Origin of the sequence: Pseudomonas sp. Irchel s3h17 (assembly GCF_900187505.1) — a bacterium.
Classification (GTDB): domain Bacteria; phylum Pseudomonadota; class Gammaproteobacteria; order Pseudomonadales; family Pseudomonadaceae; genus Aquipseudomonas.
In genome coordinates this window covers 37891-54647 of record NZ_FYDL01000024.1, presented here as the reverse complement: position 1 = coordinate 54647, position 16757 = coordinate 37891, and the positions used below count along the sequence as shown (strand labels likewise).

Annotated in this window: 22 protein-coding genes and 1 tRNA gene; 14 read left to right on the top strand and 9 right to left on the bottom strand. The window is 58.8% G+C overall.

Annotation, left to right across the window (positions count from 1 at the left end):
* The 3 genes from CKW25_RS24505 to CKW25_RS24495 all read right to left on the bottom strand — a co-directional run.
* On the bottom strand, window positions 1-706 hold a 706-nt coding region (locus CKW25_RS24505; protein WP_371855204.1), incomplete at its 3' end, for a Rha family transcriptional regulator.
* 68 nt (window positions 707-774) lie between these two features.
* Window positions 775-1395 (bottom strand): hypothetical protein, encoded by a 621-nt coding sequence (locus tag CKW25_RS24500; protein WP_095083369.1) that lies wholly within the window; start codon window positions 1393-1395, stop codon window positions 775-777.
* A 54-nt stretch (window positions 1396-1449) separates the two neighbouring features.
* A complete protein-coding gene (locus CKW25_RS24495) occupies window positions 1450-1650 on the bottom strand; it encodes a Cro/CI family transcriptional regulator (protein WP_095083367.1) in 201 nt (66 codons plus the stop codon).
* Window positions 1651-1758: 108 nt separating this feature from the next.
* Here CKW25_RS24495 and CKW25_RS24490 point away from each other — a divergent pair, with 108 nt between their 5' ends.
* The 9 genes from CKW25_RS24490 to CKW25_RS24455 all read left to right on the top strand — a co-directional run bounded on the left by CKW25_RS24490 (window position 1759) and on the right by CKW25_RS24455 (window position 7191).
* The gene (locus CKW25_RS24490; protein WP_095083365.1) at window positions 1759-2481 is read left to right on the top strand and encodes a S24 family peptidase; all 723 of its coding nucleotides are present in this window, start codon (window positions 1759-1761) and stop codon (window positions 2479-2481) included.
* A 172-nt stretch (window positions 2482-2653) separates the two neighbouring features.
* Window positions 2654-2881, top strand: a complete 228-nt coding sequence (locus tag CKW25_RS24485; RefSeq protein WP_095083363.1) for a hypothetical protein — start codon at window positions 2654-2656, stop codon at window positions 2879-2881.
* A 79-nt stretch (window positions 2882-2960) separates the two neighbouring features.
* Complete coding sequence (locus CKW25_RS24480) at window positions 2961-3320, top strand: hypothetical protein (protein WP_095083361.1); 360 nt, start codon at window positions 2961-2963, stop codon at window positions 3318-3320.
* On the top strand, window positions 3310-3927 hold the full coding sequence (locus CKW25_RS26530) for a hypothetical protein (protein WP_143497474.1): 618 nt from the start codon (window positions 3310-3312) through the stop codon (window positions 3925-3927). Before CKW25_RS24480 ends, CKW25_RS26530 begins: the two co-directional genes overlap by 11 nt.
* Window positions 3928-4259: 332 nt before the next feature.
* The gene (locus tag CKW25_RS24475; RefSeq protein WP_095083359.1) at window positions 4260-4508 is read left to right on the top strand and encodes a DUF1654 domain-containing protein; all 249 of its coding nucleotides are present in this window, start codon (window positions 4260-4262) and stop codon (window positions 4506-4508) included.
* A gap of 348 nt (window positions 4509-4856) precedes the next feature.
* Window positions 4857-5036 (top strand): carbon storage regulator CsrA, encoded by a 180-nt coding sequence (gene csrA / locus CKW25_RS24470; RefSeq protein ID WP_095082554.1) that lies wholly within the window; start codon window positions 4857-4859, stop codon window positions 5034-5036.
* Window positions 5037-5547: 511 nt separating this feature from the next.
* Entirely contained in the window at window positions 5548-5910 is a 363-nt protein-coding gene (locus CKW25_RS24465; protein ID WP_095083357.1) for a hypothetical protein, read from the top strand.
* Window positions 5911-6001: 91 nt separating this feature from the next.
* The gene (locus CKW25_RS24460) at window positions 6002-6349 is read left to right on the top strand and encodes a hypothetical protein (RefSeq protein WP_095083355.1); all 348 of its coding nucleotides are present in this window, start codon (window positions 6002-6004) and stop codon (window positions 6347-6349) included.
* 26 nt (window positions 6350-6375) lie between these two features.
* Window positions 6376-7191, top strand: a complete 816-nt coding sequence (locus CKW25_RS24455) for a YfdQ family protein (protein WP_095083353.1) — start codon at window positions 6376-6378, stop codon at window positions 7189-7191.
* A gap of 45 nt (window positions 7192-7236) precedes the next feature.
* On the opposite strand, the gene CKW25_RS24450 is transcribed toward CKW25_RS24455, so the two are convergent.
* Entirely contained in the window at window positions 7237-7422 is a 186-nt protein-coding gene (locus tag CKW25_RS24450) for a hypothetical protein (RefSeq protein WP_095083351.1), read from the bottom strand.
* A gap of 352 nt (window positions 7423-7774) precedes the next feature.
* Between CKW25_RS24450 and CKW25_RS24445 the strand changes: the two genes are divergently transcribed.
* Both CKW25_RS24445 and CKW25_RS24440 read left to right on the top strand, forming a co-directional pair.
* A complete protein-coding gene (locus CKW25_RS24445) occupies window positions 7775-8011 on the top strand; it encodes a DUF4224 domain-containing protein (RefSeq protein WP_095083349.1) in 237 nt (78 codons plus the stop codon).
* Window positions 8012-8014: 3 nt separating this feature from the next.
* Complete coding sequence (locus CKW25_RS24440; protein ID WP_095083347.1) at window positions 8015-9082, top strand: tyrosine-type recombinase/integrase; 1068 nt, start codon at window positions 8015-8017, stop codon at window positions 9080-9082.
* Between the two features lie 100 nt (window positions 9083-9182).
* On the opposite strand, the gene CKW25_RS24435 is transcribed toward CKW25_RS24440, so the two are convergent.
* The 5 genes from CKW25_RS24435 to CKW25_RS24415 all read right to left on the bottom strand — a co-directional run bounded on the left by CKW25_RS24435 (window position 9183) and on the right by CKW25_RS24415 (window position 13886).
* Window positions 9183-9256 (bottom strand) — tRNA-Cys (locus CKW25_RS24435).
* Between the two features lie 240 nt (window positions 9257-9496).
* Complete coding sequence (locus CKW25_RS24430; RefSeq protein ID WP_095083375.1) at window positions 9497-10843, bottom strand: glutamine synthetase family protein; 1347 nt, start codon at window positions 10841-10843, stop codon at window positions 9497-9499.
* Between the two features lie 23 nt (window positions 10844-10866).
* Window positions 10867-11424: a helix-turn-helix domain-containing protein gene (locus tag CKW25_RS24425; RefSeq protein ID WP_095083345.1), complete on the bottom strand. Its 558-nt coding sequence runs from the start codon at window positions 11422-11424 to the stop codon at window positions 10867-10869.
* A 25-nt stretch (window positions 11425-11449) separates the two neighbouring features.
* Window positions 11450-12739 (bottom strand): FAD-binding oxidoreductase, encoded by a 1290-nt coding sequence (locus CKW25_RS24420; protein ID WP_095083343.1) that lies wholly within the window; start codon window positions 12737-12739, stop codon window positions 11450-11452.
* A gap of 121 nt (window positions 12740-12860) precedes the next feature.
* On the bottom strand, window positions 12861-13886 hold the full coding sequence (locus tag CKW25_RS24415) for an AraC family transcriptional regulator (RefSeq protein WP_095083342.1): 1026 nt from the start codon (window positions 13884-13886) through the stop codon (window positions 12861-12863).
* Between the two features lie 212 nt (window positions 13887-14098).
* Between CKW25_RS24415 and CKW25_RS24410 the strand changes: the two genes are divergently transcribed.
* From CKW25_RS24410 to CKW25_RS24400, 3 genes are read left to right on the top strand one after another with little or no spacing between them, the layout of a single operon-like run.
* Complete coding sequence (locus tag CKW25_RS24410) at window positions 14099-15283, top strand: acetyl-CoA C-acyltransferase family protein (protein ID WP_095083340.1); 1185 nt, start codon at window positions 14099-14101, stop codon at window positions 15281-15283.
* Window positions 15284-15293: 10 nt separating this feature from the next.
* Window positions 15294-16145: a 3-hydroxybutyryl-CoA dehydrogenase gene (locus CKW25_RS24405; protein WP_095083339.1), complete on the top strand. Its 852-nt coding sequence runs from the start codon at window positions 15294-15296 to the stop codon at window positions 16143-16145.
* A complete protein-coding gene (locus tag CKW25_RS24400; RefSeq protein WP_095083337.1) occupies window positions 16138-16749 on the top strand; it encodes a TetR/AcrR family transcriptional regulator in 612 nt (203 codons plus the stop codon). The genes CKW25_RS24405 and CKW25_RS24400 overlap by 8 nt, the downstream gene beginning before the upstream one ends.
* The last annotated feature ends 8 nt before the right edge of the window (window positions 16750-16757 follow it).

The following is a 16757-nucleotide window of genomic DNA, read 5'->3' as shown; positions in this document are numbered from 1 at the left end:
CAAGGCCTTTGGGAGTGACCATTGGATCGAAGGCAGCACGTTCGATCCCAGTCTCACGGTCGGGTATCAAGGCCGTCACCTTGTGGGTCATGTAGCCGGAGGTGATACGAGGTTGATAGGCAACCCAGCGCTTGGAGCCTTTGCGGCGAAAGATCCAACGATGCTGCTCAAGCCAGGAGAACAATTTGGCCGGTGGGATGTGCAGTTGCTTGGCGGTGTCCGTGATACAGATCGCCCCGCCAGACGCAGCCAAGCGTTTGATGGCCGCAATTTTTGGCGCCTGATCGAGAATGACCAGACGCAGTGATTGGTTGTCCTTGGCCTGATCGGCAGCAGCCTGCAATGCCTCGGCGTAAGTCGCTGGAATCTGGAACTGCCCTGCCTGGGCTTCCAGTTCCTGCCAGCGGTCAATGATCCGTGCGCGCAGCTCGACGCTGTATCCCGAGACCACCACCAGGGTGTCGCGCTGAGACAACAGGAACTCGCGATAGACCTGGCCGTTTTGTGGGTGGACATAGGGGGTGTCGTTTGAAGAAACGACACCCTTCGCAACCAGCGCCCGGACGGTTTTCAGAACGTTGTCATGCGTACTGCCGGTGAGTTCGGCAATCTCGCGTGACGACATGGTGTGACGTGACACGTTTTGGCATTGCTCGAAACGTGTCACGACATCAGGAGTATTGCCGGGGGTAGCGATCGTGTTCATAATGGCCCCTCAAGTGTTTTGCGTTTTGAAGAAGCCGGGTTGCAGCCCGGCTTTTTTGCGCCTGAAATTCAGGCGATCGGCTGCAGTGCTGGACCAGACTTTTCGATCAACTCTTCGGCTTGCCGACCAAGCTCCCCTGCCCGCGCTTCAACCTGGCGGCATTGCTTTGCAAACGCAGGCAGGTGCGGCAAGTCCTCTCCACCCATCACTTGATCGTCGAATACATCGCTGCCCGTATCGATCACATCGCCCAGAGCGCGAATCAGTGCACCGAAGCTCCTGTTCGCGCACTGCTCGGTCTGCATCTGCCGGGCTCCGATCAACCCATGGCGGCCTGCCAGTTCATTGATGCAGTGATCGCGGAACTCCAGCTCCAGTGCATTCACCCACGACTCCTCCAGCCAAGATGGCATTTCCTGCTCGCCCGACAACCAGCGTTGAACACGCTTGAGCCAGCGACCGGTTGCCTTCACGAACTCGCCGACATCATTCAGCCGTGCCAGTTCATCGAAATCAGGAACCTTCGCCAGCTCGATCTTCGCGATAGGGACGATCAGGTAAACTTCCCGGCTCAGCGCTTGAGCAAAGTCGTCCTGGCTCAAGCTGGTGCGTGCGATCTGGTTTGCTGCGTGAGCCACCAACACCTGGTCACGGGTTTGCCCGCGGTGTCTTGAATTGGACGTTTCCATGGGAACTGCTCTCTTCTAATCTGGCTTCAATGGGGCGTTGGGCGGAGATTCCGGTTAGCCAGCGAGGCGTTGGGTTTGGGCAGGAAAAGGCTTCACCTCTTCCGCCTCAAAGCTGCCGTCATCAAACTCGGTCACATAAACCTCTCGGGCCGCCTTTAAGGCTTTGCTGATGCCGCCCTGGCTCATACGAAGAGCTGTCGCCGCTTTTAGCTGGCCAACTTTCGTCACGAAGTCTTTGAGTGGTATGCGCTGCATACAGGGGTCCTCCTTCACGATGCACGCACAAAAGTATTACCTGCGGTCTTTATTAAGTCAATATCGGCGGTCTTAGATTGATATTACCTGACGTAATACAGTTAACTGATGAATAAACCTTTGAAAAAACGCCCCTTGAGCGACGTAGAGCAGCAGGAATGCGCCGCGTTGAACGCGCTCTATAAAGCGAGGAAAAAAGAGCTCGGCCTGAGTCAGGAAAAAATTGCTATCGAGGGCCTCAAGGCCAATAGCCAGAGCGCCGCGAGCCATTATTTGACAGGGCGAAATGCCTTGAATATCGAGGCAGCCTCTGTTTTTGCGCGCTATTTGAAAGTCCCCGTTTCAGCCTTTAGCGAGCGCCTCGCCAAAGAAATCGACATGCTTTCGAGCTCTGAGCCTTCTAATGTCGGCTCAACTCGCCAACCCATCGAGTCCTTCCGCTACCCCGTAATCAGTTGGGTTGCCGCTGGTGCATGGGCGGAAGCCGTCGAGCCCTTCCCTCCTGGATTTTCAGATCGATACGAGCTTTCGGACTACAACTCAAAAGGTCCAGCTTTCTGGCTTGAGGTCAAAGGCGACTCGATGACATCGCCAGTCGGGATGAGCATCACTGAAGGAACGCTGATCCTGGTTGATACCGAGGCTGACGTTCAGTCTGGAAAGCTGGTAGTGGCCAAGCTTGCTGACAGTGACCAGGCCACGTTCAAAAAGCTCGTAGATGACGGTGGGCGGCGCTACCTGAAGCCATTGAACCCTGCCTACCCTACCGAGATGTGCGCAGAGAACTGCCGGATTGTCGGCGTTGTGGTCAGGGCACTGCAGAAGCTGTAGAGGATTAGCACCTACGCTTTGCATTTGTCATAAATTGATAGCTCTACATTTGCCATAAATTGTCTTCTCTAGCAGTTGCATCAAACCTAGCTTTGGAAGGACAAAACAATTGCACAAAATTGACGCTGAGCGTCGGCGTACCTGACCCGCAGGGGATTTGTAGGAGGTCACCATGCCACTCAACGAACCCAATCAAGAGCTGCGCCGCGACTTGAAAGCAGCTGCATTCTCCCTCGAAGAAGCTGCATTGGAGATGTTCAGGATGGCAAAACAGCGTAGTGATACAGAGCTTCTTGAGGCAATGGAGACTATCGAAAAGCTGCATAAGCAAGCTGATCGGCTTGCTGCCTACGCTGATGAGGTAAAGGTGGGAGGGATTGTGCGGAACAAGCCAGTGTAGCTGGTGATTTTGTAAGGAAACGCGATAGTAGCCCCCAAACCTAGGGGCTAATCAACTATAGGGCTGGTGGAAAAAACTTATGTCGGACGAGCTGAGCTCACAAAAGCAAAAGAGATCATCTCTCGCAACGGCCGCAGATGATTTTGTGCGTTTTTTGGAAGCAAAAAGCCCTGAATCGGATTGCCCGGTATGTGACGGAGACTCCTGGACAGTGATTTGCCCCACTTACGACCATGCTGACACTTATAGGCTGGTCACATCCTTGAAAGATGGTAGCCGCCCACAAAGCGTTTCGACTTTTGCAATTTTCTGCGACAACTGCGGTTATTTTAGGCAGCACCTCACCAGGGTTGTAAAAAAATGGACCGATGAAAACCCAGTAGAGCCAGAGTTAGATTTCTCGTCGCCACCAGAAAAAGGTGATGTCGATGCAGACTAAATTCTCGACTTGTGGGGAGATAAGAGAAGGTTTCGCAAAAGCGGCTCCGACGTTCAAGACGCCTTCGTACGATGCAAGTCTTGAATCCACTGGTGACAATACCCGGACCGTCGGACATACTCGAAAAATGAACGACATTACTCGTGAAGAATTGAGCTCGACCCTATCTGCCATCGAAGAGCGGATGGATAAACGCGTCGAACGTATTGAGAAAGAAACGGATCGTCGATCGGAAGAGTTCCGAAAAGAAATCTCTCTTCGTGACGATACACTTCGTCGAGAGCTTGATCTGCGTCGGGAGTCCTTTCTCGCAGAACAAGCAATACGAGATCAGGCTTGGGAGGCGAAATTCTCGGGCTTCCTTTCTACGCAGGCCGAGCGGGATAAGCGTCTCGATGAGTCCGTTGCAGGCATCCGATCAGATCTGACGCGGCTTGGAAGCCTTAAGCTAAATATCTGGGGAGCAATGCTCACTGCGGTAGGTATTGGACTGGCAGTTGCAGCATTAAGTCTCAGCTTTTATCAGACAGGCAAGACCGACAAACCATCAACTGAAAGCTCGCGACCAGCAATAACCGCACCTCCAACAGCAAAACCGAATACGTAATCAAGCCCGGCCCAGCGCCGGGCTTTTCGTATCTGCCCTGTCATGCTTTCGTCACACCTACCAAGCACAATGCAGTCAGCCAAAGGGATTTGGCCCCGTCTATAGAGAGCCCGCGATGCGCGGGCTTTTTCGTTTCCGCGACATCCTTTCACGGGGTGGAGCGCCCCTATCCCGCTCACAGCCTCCCTAAGCCCGCCGTGCGTAGGCTTTCTTTTGCGCACAAAAAAACATGAAGAGCTTTTTCCAGGTCCTCTGAGAAAAATCAATATCATGCGTCAGGGTTTTGACATTCTGAGTCTTTGTTTTCAAACGCTAAAAACAAGGAACACTAGATGCGACGCCCTCTTGCTCAAAGCCCAGTTGAGACCTCATATGAGCTTGTACGTCGACGAATTCAACGGCTGATCTCTGAGCCGCATGCGCAGAAAATCCAATCTGTCGTCGCCACCAGATCGAAGGAAGAATCTGTAGATGCTTGGCTGAAGGTCCTCCAAGAAATTGAAGAAACCGATGGGGTCCGTATGGATCGACTTGAGAGTGGCGCAGTCAGGATCGGGTGGCGAGAGTACTGCGAATCGTGAAGAGAGCCCGCAATTGAGCGGGTTTTTTATTATCCAACGTATTTTTTATTACCTGCGGTCTTGACTATCAATATTATCGCTAGTAATTTATTTCTCAGGCCAACACATCGCCGGCCCAGCAGCGAAAGCCGCGCCGCTCTTTAACAATCTGCGCCATACACGATTACCTGGCGATTCGCTGGGAGGTCAGCCCCGGCCACACCTGTGGGGCGAGAGAAAGTCAGGTGAACGAAATCATGCTGCCACTACTGGCGAATGGCCCAGTAGTAGCGCGAGCAAATAGAGCATTTCGCTTCTGCACCTGGTGACGGGTGCAGTGGGAAACCAACTAACGCAAGGAAATGGACAATGCTGATTTTGACTCGTAAAGAAGGCGAAAGCATCAACATCGGTAACGACATCACGATCACTGTGCTGGGTGTGAGTGGCAAACAGGTACGCATCGGAACAAGCGCACCCAAGGATGTCCCGGTGCATCGAGACGAGATCACCCAGCGCATTCAGGCGGGCTTGTCGAAGCCCCAGTAACGAATCAACCAGCGCCAAAACGACAGCCTGTCGCTAACTGCCCGAGCACCTGGTCCTCCCCAGCACCAGGCCGCATCGGGAATCATCTTTACATGAGCAAGGCCTGACCGGCGCCGGTCAGCGTCAGTAGCGGTAAGGAAAAGCGCCAAGTGTTTGCCGGAGCTTTCGCGAGCCACCCGGTAACGGCAACGCAGGGCCGAAAGATGATTCACCGATGCGGACGAAACCCCGGCTTATACCGGCCACCTGCATTGCAACCAACTGCCGAGGAATGCTCGGGAGTTGCCATCAACACGGAGGATTGGCAGCCATGTAACCGACACCCAAGCCCGCCCTATGGCGGCACCAGCGCTCACATAGGGAGGTCTATGTGACGCACCACAAAAGCCCGGGAACCCTCGGGCTTTTTTTCGCCTGCCTTTATCCGTCAGCACTCTCCCCTGCGCCCATCGGCAACCAGCAGGCGGTCCGAGCGCTGACGAATACACGCAACCCACACTGAGGAATCGCCATGAACCAAACGATCAAACAGAGCCAAGCAATCCTCCATGGGTTGCGTCTCCGGACCTCTCTGGCCACTTCCGAGATGTACCAGCACATAGGCCGCGAAGAACCAGTTCGCGCACAGCGATTCACCGTTATACCGCGCGGCGGCAATACCTTCGAAGTGATTGAGCGCTCCACCGGTACGGCAAAGGGTGAGCTGTTTGGTCATGACAATGCCTGCCAGTTCGCACAACAACTCGAAGACAATGCCGAGTTCTTCGCTGCCAGCCACAAGACCGCGAAAGTATTCGCCCGCACGCTCCTACGCTGGACCGCCGGAGCGGCGCTCACATTGTTCCTGTTCGCCTACTTCGGCGCAGGCCATTGAAACCGATCAAGAAGTTGGTACGCCAGCGTCGTAGCCAATCGCAACTCAGTCTTCCCCCCAGCGGCCTAGTGGCCACCCCGGAGAAAAAGCCATGTCCACCCCTACCGATACCGCAGAGTTCCTCGAAGAACTGAACGGTGGCGCATTCGCCAACCAGATTGGCCACGCCCTTTCCGAAGTAGCCGCCGGGGTTGTTGACCACGGCAAGGCCGGGAAGCTGATCATCACTCTGGACTTCAGCCAGATCGGCGAATCGAGCCAAGTGAAGATCAAGCACAAACTCGACTACAAGGTGCCGACCAAGCGCGGCACACGTAGCGAGAACACCAGCCTGGACACTCCCATGCATGTCGGCTCCGGCGGCAGGATCACCCTCTTCGCCGAGAAGCACGACCAGCTCTTCAGCCGCGAACAAGCCCCTATCACTCCCCGCACGTAACCACTCAGCCACCAAGGAATCGATAAATGTCTCTGAGCAAAGAAGCGATCCAGCACATCACCGATACCGCACTTGAGGCGACCGGCAAAAGTCTGGCCACCCACACACCGACCGTTGTACTGCCCGAAGGCTGCCAAGTCGTCACCCTGGAAAAGTGGCAGGCCGGCCGTAGCCGTTTCCGTGGCATCTACTCCACCCACTCGCTGGCTGACTTCAGCGCATACGTTGCAGCCCGAGCGGTTCCTGATGCCAAGGGTTTTATCGATCAGGATGAAATGACCTGCACGCTGTTGTTCAACCTGGGCAACGATGCAGTGCCAGGCCACGCCGACGACCGCGCGATACTGAAACTAAAATCATCCGCAGGCTACAAGGCGGTCCAGGCGATCGGCAGCCGCGCCATGACACAGAAAGACCTGAGTGACTGGATCGAAGACTGGCACCAGTACCTGAGCGCCATGGATGAGGCAGGCGGCAGCATGAGCATCGCCAAGGCCATCGCCGCGGTGCGCACCATCACCATCAAGGCAGCATCCGAATCGGACCACACCGTCAGCGAGACCAGCGCCAGCCGCAGCACCCTGGACCAAATCGAGGCCCGCAGCAAAGAAACGCTACCAACTTCCCTGCTGTTCAACGTAATCCCCTTCGAAGGTCTGACCGAACAATGGATCAACCTGCGGGTTTCGGTCATTACCAGCGGTGCCCAGCCAGTGCTGAAACTGCGCTGGGTTGGCGAGGAAGTTCAGCGTGAAGATATCGCGCAGGAGTTCAAGACGGTTCTACAAGACAAGATCGGTAGCAACGCATCTCTTTCTCTGGGCGCTTTCGATCCCAAGTAATAATCAGGCGGCGATCATTCTAATTGCCGCCTGACCCCCCCTCACCTATTGCGCTGATGGCTCAGTAAGTTGGTCAATCGCCTTCCTGTAGGTGGCAAGGTCAATGATCTGCCGCAAGCAAATAACGACCTCTAGTTTCTGCTTGTCGTCGGGAATCCCCAACCACTTAAGCATCATTTGAGCGTCTTCCTCGATTGCCGCGAGTGCATCGATATCGCTTTGCAATCTCATGTCGGTCTCCTCTCAGCCTGAATTCGACATAGATACATAGACCACAAACTCACTTCACACCACCGCCCCGGCATAGGACGCCCCATGCCCACAGAAAACAAGTTTCCTCTGAAGCAACAGCACGCTGGGCACGTCAACTAGGTGATCCGAATCAGCGTTAAAAAATCACGGGATCACGTTCATGAAACGGCAATAGAGCTCGCCCCACCAGCCACCTCAGGAAGGGGGCTGATTCGACAGCCGCTGGTGAGGCGAACGCATCAACAGTAGCTCACCCGCAGGACCGGACTCACTCCCTTCATCAGATTTCGACAAACCACCTTCTGCCGCCACGCGCGGCATGGAGCAAATCATGGAAATTCAAAGTGAAACCCTCGCCGAAGAAGAGTTGGCGGCTATCACGGGCTACCAAATCCCGTCGCGCCAGGCCGGATGGCTCTCGAAAAACGGTTGGGAGTATGTTTTGACCGGTGCTAGACGGCCAGTCGTCGGCCGGGTTTACGCCAGGCTCAAGTTGGCCGGCGTGAAACCCTCAGCAACGAATGCCGTTGCCGAGACCTGGACCCTTGACCTGTCGAAAGTGAGCTGATCAATGCGAAAGAAAAAGGCGGCGAATCTGGACCTGCCGCCGCGAATGATTCGGCGGATCAGGACAATGAAGAGCGGCAAGGTTCTAGTTTGCTATTACTACTGCGGCAAGAGCGCAGATGGGAGACGAGTCGAAACCCCGCTGGGTACCGACCTTGATGAAGCGAAGGTGGAGTGGGCGCGCCTTGATCGCAAGGCGGTTCCCAAGCCATCGCATTTGATGGTGCGCCTTTTCGACGACTATGAAAGCAAGGTCATGCCCGGGTTAACAAAGGGGACCAGGGATGATTATACGAAGGGTATGAAGCAGCTAAGGAAAGCGTTCGAAGATGCTCCCGTGGACGCAATGACGCCGCAGCAGGTGGCGCAATACCGTGACACAAGGACAGCAAAAGTCAGGGCGAACCGTGAATTAGCCCTACTCTCCACCGTTTGGACCTATGCCAGGGAATGGGGGCTGACAGACAAGGCGAATCCTTGCACCGGCTTGAGACGGAACAAAGAAACTCCTCGCGACTTCTACGCCGGCGACGTTGTATGGGATGCCGTTTACGAGGTCGCACCACAGGAGCTCAAGGACGCAATGGACCTGGCGTATCTAACCGGACAGCGCCCAAGTGACGTATTGAAATCATCCGCTACCGACCTGAACAATGGTTTTCTCTCGGTAGGCCAGGGCAAGACGCAGAAGCGACTTCGAATCAAACTGCAAGAAGGCGAGGAGGTTTCAGCGCTCAGCACGCTCCTAGATGACCTTCTGAAAAGGAAGACCGACGCGGGGGTCAGGACGTCAACCTTGATCACCAACAAAGCGGGTCTGCGTATGAGCAAACAGATGTTACGCAACCGCTGGGACGAAGCCAGGGAAACGGCGGCAGTAAAGGCTGCTGCGAGCGGTGATGTCGCGCTGGCCGCAAGTATCAGACTGTTTCAGTTCAGAGATATCCGCCCAAAGGCAGCCAGTGAAATCGAAGATATCAGCAAGGCCAGTAGGCTACTTGGGCACTCGACCGAAGAGATGACGAAGAAGGTCTATCGCCGCGTCGGAGAGGTCGTAAGCCCGACGAGATAAGGTCAGGTTGCGGAAGCGATGGCAATAATTGCGGAAGCGATGCCTTTCCTGAAGCCAATAAAAAACCCCGTAACTCATTGAGCTACGGGGTTTTTAAGAGTGGAGGCCGAGGTCGGAATCGAACCGGCGTAGGTGGATTTGCAATCCACTGCATAACCATTTTGCTACTCGGCCTCAAATGTCAGATGCCCTAAAAGCAACATCAAACACATACAAACTGGAGAGGGAATCTAGATTTGCATCTACTTCCAACCCTTTGAAATCTAAAGGGTTTTTCTCGTTCCCTAATCAGGAATGGACGCAATTCTGGACTGCTTCTCGGGGCATGTCAAGAACGGGAAGTAAAAAAACTCTAACCCGGTCAACGCTATGGTTCGGCCATGGTGGCCGAACCATCGTTCACTCCGGCGCTTGCTAGAGATACCAGCGATATTCCCGGGCGCTTATCTCCTGTTGGAAGGCCAGGTGGTCCTGGCGCTTGTTCTCGCAATAGACGTCGACGAACTCCGCCCCCAAGCCTTGGCGCAGCTGCGGTTGATGCTGCATGGCACGTACGGCTTCGAGCATTTCCAGGGGGAAGTCGATGCCGCTGTTACGGTCTTCGTTGAGGGGTGGGATCGGTTCGCGGCCGGCTTCCAGGCCCTGTTCCAGCCCGACCAGGATCGCCGCCAGCACCAGGTAGGGGTTGGCGTCGGCGCCGGCCAGGCGGTGTTCGATGCGCAGGTTTTTGCTGTCCGACTCGGGGATCCGCACGCAGGCGTCGCGGTCTTCGAAGCCCCAGCTGGCCTGGGTTGCCGCGTTCACGGTGCCGCCCAGGCGGCGGAAGGCGTTCTGGTTCGGGGCGAAGATCGGCATGCAGTGGGGCAACAGCTCAAGGCAGCCGGCCACGGCATGGCGCAGGGCCTGTTGCTGGTTGGCGGCCAACAGGTTCTGGCCTTCGCCATCGTAGAGGCTGACATGCACGTGCATGCCACTGCCCGGGTGCTGCAGGTAGGGCTTGGCCATGAAGCTGGCGCGATAGCCGTGCTTGAGGGCAACGCCCCGGGTGCTGCGGCAGAACAGTGCGGCCCAGTCCGCGGCTTGCAGGCCATCATTGAGGTGGCCGAAGTTGATCTCGAACTGGCCGGGCCCAAGTTCCGCGGTGATCACCGTGGTGTCGACGCCCTGGGCCCGCGCGGCCTCGACCATTTCGTCGAGGACCGGAGCAAACCGTGACAGGCGCTCGATGTGCATGTTCGGCTGGTCGTCGGTATCGTCGGTCAGGGGATCGCGGGGGAACTGCGGCTGGCCATCACGCAGTTGCTTGTCGAAGAGATAGAACTCCAGTTCGAACGCCACCACCGGGTGAATGCCTTTGCGCCGCATGCGCTCCAGCACTTGTGCCAGCACTTCGCGGGGTTCGAATTCGATGGGTTTTTCGGTGCCGTCGGAGGTGATCAGCATCTGCCCGATCGGCTGCGCTTCCCAGGTCACCGGCTTGAGGGTGCCCGGTACCAGGCGCCGCACCGCGTCCGGGTCGCCGTCGTGGAAGCAGTAGTCGCCGATTTTGAACAGCCCGCCCTGCACCCCCAGCAGCACGCAGTTCTGCGGCAACTTGAGGGCACTGCCGGCCGCCACTTTTTCGAGCATCTCGATCGGGTAGCGCTTGCCGTAGAAATGCCCGGGAATGTCCAGGGAGATGAGGTCGACGTAGCGCACCTCAGGGTAGCGTTGGCGGAAAACACGTACTTCAGCCAGCAGGTCGGAACAGGCAGCGTCCATCATCAAAGTTTCCTGTGTTGTCATCAGGTGTAAACCCACAGCACGCGGGTGAGTTGGTCAGTGAGGTTGCCGTAGCGACAGCGGGTATGGCTGTCGAGTTGAAAGCTGTCGCCGACCACCAGGGTCACCGGTTCGTCGTCTTCGTCCAGCCACAGCGTCAGTTCGCCTTCGAGCACGTAGCCGCCCTGCTCCGAGCTGTCGCTCAAGTGCCGCTCGCCACTGCTGGCACCGGCTTCCAGGCGGCTTTCGAGCATGGAGAACGAGGCCCTGATTTTCGGTGAAACGAGGATATCGGTAATGCCATTGGCGTAGTACAGCGTGCGGCGCTCGTCGGGCCGGGTCACCCAGGGCAGCACCTTGGGCTTGGGCAAGCTGTAGAAGTAGGTAGTGGGCACGCCCAGGGTCTCGCTGATGGCCGTCAGGTCCGCCACCGTGGGCCGTGACAGACCGCGCTCGACTTGCGACAGGAAGCCCACGGATCGGTCGATTTTGTCGGCCAGTTCCTTGAGGGTGTACTTCTTGTGCTTGCGCAGGTCGTGGATGAGGATCGCCAGTGCGGCGATTTCTTCTTGCTTGTTCATGCCAGGGTTTCCCGAAGAGTATTCATCAAATGCTGTCACGCAGGCGGTACCAGGCCTTGCCAATGGCTTCCAGGGGCGCCGCCAGGTATTGGCCACCGGGGAAACGCTCATTGCTCAGCCCCTGGTACAAGGCCAGCCCATCCGCGTCACCGAGGATTGCGTCGGACACCGCGCGGGCAGCAGCCAGGGTCGGCAGCACGCCGTGCCCGGAATAGCCCTGCAACCAATAGCGATTGCCCCGCCGGCCGATATCGGGCGTGCGCTTGAGGGTCAGGTCGATATGCCCGCCCCAGGCGAATTCCAGCTCGACCCCTTTGAGCTGGGGGAACACTCGCTCGAGAAACGGCCGGGTCGCTGCGGCGATGTCCCGGGGCATGCCCCCCAGGTAAGTGCAGCCGCCACCGAACAGCAGGCGGTTGTCCGGTGTGCGCCGGAAGTAGTCGAGCACGAACTGGTTATCGGTGACGCAGACGTTGCCCGGGAGCAAGGCGCTGGCCTGCCCGGCCGGCAGCGGCGCGGTGGCCACCTGGTAGGTACCCACCGGCAGGACACGGCTGGCCAGTTGCGGATCGAGCTGGTCGAGGTAGGCATTGCACGCCAGCACCAGCACGTCCGCCCGGACACTGCCGCGCTCGGTGGTGACCCGGTACTCACCGCCCTCCTCTCGATAACTCAGGGCTTTGCTCTGTTCAAAGATGCACCCGCCCGCGCGCTCGATGGCCGCGGCCAGGCCCAGGGCCAGTTTCAGTGGGTTGAGGTGCCCGCCTTCGGGGTCATAGAGCCCCGCCTGATAGCGGTCGCTGGCGACCCATTGGGGCAACTGGTCGCGGGGGATGAACTGCAGCCCATCGTAGCCCCACTTGTGACTGGCCTCATGCTGCCACTGCGTGAGCAGCCTGACCCGCCGTGGCATGACCGAGGTCCACAGATGACCGGGGCGATAGTCGCAATCAAAGCCATGGCGGGCCGGCAGCTCGCGCAATTCCTCGGCGGCCCAGCACATGCTGTCCCACAGGCGGCGCGCACGCTCATGACCGAGCGCGGCCTCCAGAGGAGGCATGTCACACGACCAACCGAGAATCGCCTGCCCGCCATTGCGCCCCGAGGCGGCCCAGGCCACGCGACTGGCCTCCAGCAGCGTCACCCGCTTGCCCGCCAGGGCCAGGCGCAGGGCCGTGTGCAAACCACTGAAGCCGGCACCGATGATCACCACCTCGGTACGGTGCTCGCCCTCGAGCGCCCCACGCGCCAGCAAACGGGCCGCACAACTGTGGGCGTAATAGCTGGCGACATGCTGGGTGGACTGATGGAACATAGGGGCACCATGAAATTATGTTTTTATAATTTCATGAAAAACTACAGCATAAATTTCACGAGCGCAATCCACCCCGGCATCGGGCACCTTCAATGGGGGGATTACCCGACGGTTTGCCGACTCATGGGTGGTCGGGCGACTTGCCCTGGAACCGCGCCCGGTAACGCCCCGGACTCTCGCCCGTCCACTTCTTGAAGGCCCGATGGAAAGCGCTGGGTTCTTGAAAGCCGATCTGCTCGGCAATCGCGGTGATGCTCGCCGGGGTCCGGCGCAGTTGCTCGATCGCCACCGCGCGACGCACCTCGTCCTTGATTTCCTGGTACGAACCGCCTTCGCGCTCCAGCCTGCGCCGCACGGTACTGGGGCTCAGGTGCTGTTCCTCGGCAAACGCCTGCAAGGTCGGCCATTGGCTGTAGTGGCTGTTGCGCAACCGCTGATGAACCTGGGAGGCCAGGCCATGCTGATTGCGGAAGCGGATCACCAGCCATTGCGGCGCGGTGCGCAAGAACGACTTGAGCGAGGCCAGGTCCTGCACCACCGGCAAGTGCAGAAAACGGCTGTCGAATTCGATTTCGGTGCGCTCGGCACCAAAGGTCAGGTTGTTGCCCCAGAGCAACGCATCGTCACTCAGGGACAGACGCGGATGACGAAAGTCCGCGCGGTCGATGGGAATCCGCCGCCCGCCCAGCCAGCACAGCAGGCTGATCATCAACACCAGGAAGGTCTCTTCGGCGAAACACGCCACTTCATCGTCGCGGGCCTGGGTCTGCACGCTGATCACTGCGCGCTTGCCGCGCACCGTCAAGGTGCCGCGAAAGTCGCGCAGGAACAGGCCGAAGTTGACCAGGCACTGGCGCATGGCTTTTTCCAGTGTCGGTTCCTGGATCAGCGCGCGGCAGATCAAGGCGAAACTGCCGGGGGGCATGCCGTGGGAGTCCAGCCCGAAGAATTCGTCGTTCAATTCGCGGATCTGCGCCAGCCACAAGGCGGCAAATGCGCTGGCGGGCACCCGCGCGGCCGGCTGGTCGATCAGGGCCGGATCGATGCCGGCGACTTCGAGTACAGACCGCAGGCGCTGCGGCTGGTCACGCAGCGCATGGAGCATCGGGTACATGAAGTAGACCGCCACCGAATCCGTTTCCCGCATGTGTTCCTCTCTGGCTTGTCATCCAAACATGGCAAAAAACGCCACCACCCTTGCACAGTTTTGGCATAGGCCACTGGCGTGCCTGACTCTAGACTCGCGGCCATATCAACAGGCCTTGCAGCGCAGCCCGCCAGACGTCGCCCATAGTACGCGAGCGGCTGGCGGTCCACGATGTTTAGCCAACGAATTGAAGACGTACCGAGGAATCCACCATGAACCCTTCCGATATTTTTGTAGTCAGCGCCGTCCGTTCTGCCATTGGCGCCTTTGGTGGCTCGCTGAAGGACGTATCGCCCATCGACCTGGGCACCGCCGTCAGCCGCGCCGCCATCGAGCGCTCGGGCCTGGCACCGGAACTCATCGGCCACGTGGTCATGGGCCATGTGATTCCGACCGAAACCCGCGACGCCTACGTGTCCCGGGCCGTGGCGATCAACGCCGGCCTGACCAAGGAAACCCCGGCGTTCAACGTCAACCGCCTGTGCGGTTCCGGCCTGCAGGCCATTGTCAGTGCCGCCCAGAGCCTGATGCTCGGCGATGCCGATGCAGCCCTGGCCGGTGGCGTCGAATCCATGAGCCGCGGCGCGTACATCCTGCCGCAAGCACGCTGGGGTGCGCGGATGGGCGACATGCAGGCCGTCGACTATATGCTCGGCGCCTTACACGATCCGTTCACCGGCATCCACATGGGTATCACCGCGGAAAACATCGCCGAACACTACGGCATCACCCGCCAGGCCCAGGATCAACTGGCGCTGGTCAGCCAGCAGCGTGCTGCCCGGGCCATTGCCGAAGGACGTTTCGAAGGGCAGATCGTGCCGATTGAAATCGCCACCCGCAAAGGCACCGTGACCTTCGCTACCGACGAACACGTACGCACCGATGCCAGCCTGGAGCAACTGGAGCGCATGAAACCTGCGTTCAAGAAAGACGGCAGCGTCACCGCAGGCAACGCCTCCGGCCTGAACGACGGCGCCGGCGCGCTGATCCTCGCCACCGGCAAGATGGTCATGGAGCAAGGCCTCAAGCCCCTGGCCCGCCTGGTGAGCTATGCCCACGCCGGCGTGGAACCGTCGATGATGGGCCTGGGTCCGATTCCCGCCACCCGCCTGGCACTCAAGCGCGCCGGCCTGACCGTCGCCGACCTGGATGTGATCGAGTCCAACGAAGCCTTCGCCGCGCAAGCCTGCGCCGTTGCCCAGGAACTGGGTTTCGACCCGGAGAAAGTCAACCCGAACGGTTCCGGTATCTCCCTGGGTCACCCGGTGGGTGCAACCGGCGCGATCATCGCCACCAAGGCCATCCACGAACTGCATCGCAGCCAGGGCCGCTATGCACTGGCGACCATGTGCATCGGCGGCGGCCAGGGCATTGCCGTGCTGTTCGAACGCGTTTAAGGACATAAGCATGAATCTGCAGCACATCGGCGTGATTGGCGCCGGCACCATGGGCAACGGCATCGCGCAGGTCTGCGCGCTGGCCGGCTTCAACGTGACCTTGCTGGACATCAGCGAGAGCGCCTTGCAGAAGGCACTGGCCACCGTGGGCAAAAACCTCGACCGGCAGGTGGCCAAGGGCACGCTGAGCGAAGGGCAGAAACTCGCGGCCCTGGACAAGATCCGTACCGATACCGATTACGGCAGCCTGCACGGTGCACAAATGGTGATAGAGGCCGCCACCGAGAACGTCGACCTGAAACTGCGCGTGCTGCAACAGATCGCCGCCCAGGTCAGCAGTGACTGTGTGATTGCCTCCAACACCTCGTCGCTGTCCATCACCGAGTTGGCGGCCAGCGTCAACGAGCCGGGGCGGTTCATTGGCCTGCACTTCTTCAACCCGGTGCCGGTCATGGCGCTGATCGAAGTGATTCGTGGCCTGCAAACCAGCGACGCGACCCACGCCCTGGCCCTGGAAATGGCCCTGGCCCTGGGCAAGACCGCGATCACCGCCGGCAATCGTCCGGGCTTCGTGGTGAACCGGATCCTGGTGCCGATGATCAACGAGGCCATCCAGGTGCTCGATGAAGGCCTGGCCAGCGCCGAAGACATCGACGCCGGCATGCGCCTGGGCTGCAACCAGCCCATCGGACCACTGGCGCTGGCCGACCTGATTGGCCTGGACACCTTGCTGGCGATCATGCAGGCGTTCTACGACGGCTTCAACGACAGCAAGTACCGCCCTGCCCCGCTGCTCAAGGAAATGGTTGCCGCGGGCTACCTGGGACGCAAGACCGGTCGTGGTTTCCATCGCTATGACTGATCGCTGCTCACGCTTTGCCGAGAGCCGGGACAAGGCCCTGGAGCTGTTCGCCAGCAAGGGATTCGGCCAGGTCGGCATGCGTGAGCTGGCAACGTACCTGGGGCTTACCCCAGGTTCGTTGTATCACCACTTCCCCAGCAAGCAGCACTTGCTGCTGGACCTGATCGAGGAGTTCTACGAGGAACTGCTGACCACCCTCAACCGCCTCGAACGGCAACCTCGAGAGCCGCGTGACAGCCTGCACACCCTCATCCAGGCCCACCTGAGCCTGCATCAGGAGATGCCCTGCCACTACCGCCTCGTGGAACGTGACAGCAGTTGCCTGAACGAGGATCAACAAGCCCGCGTCCGCCAGTTGCAGGAGCGCTATGAACAGCACCTGATGCGCCTGCTCTGCACCACCCAGCACCTGCCCGACCTCCGCTCACAGGCCACCGGACACGCCATCGCCAACCTGCTCAACGGCGCGCCCAACTGGCTGGCGCAGCACCCGCTGGAAACCTGGGAACGCAACCGACTGCTGGAAAGCCTGATGGTCGGTGCCATTGAACGCGTGCTGTGGGATAACGCCCAGATGGCCGCTGTTCAGGCCAACGTTGCCTGAGCAATACC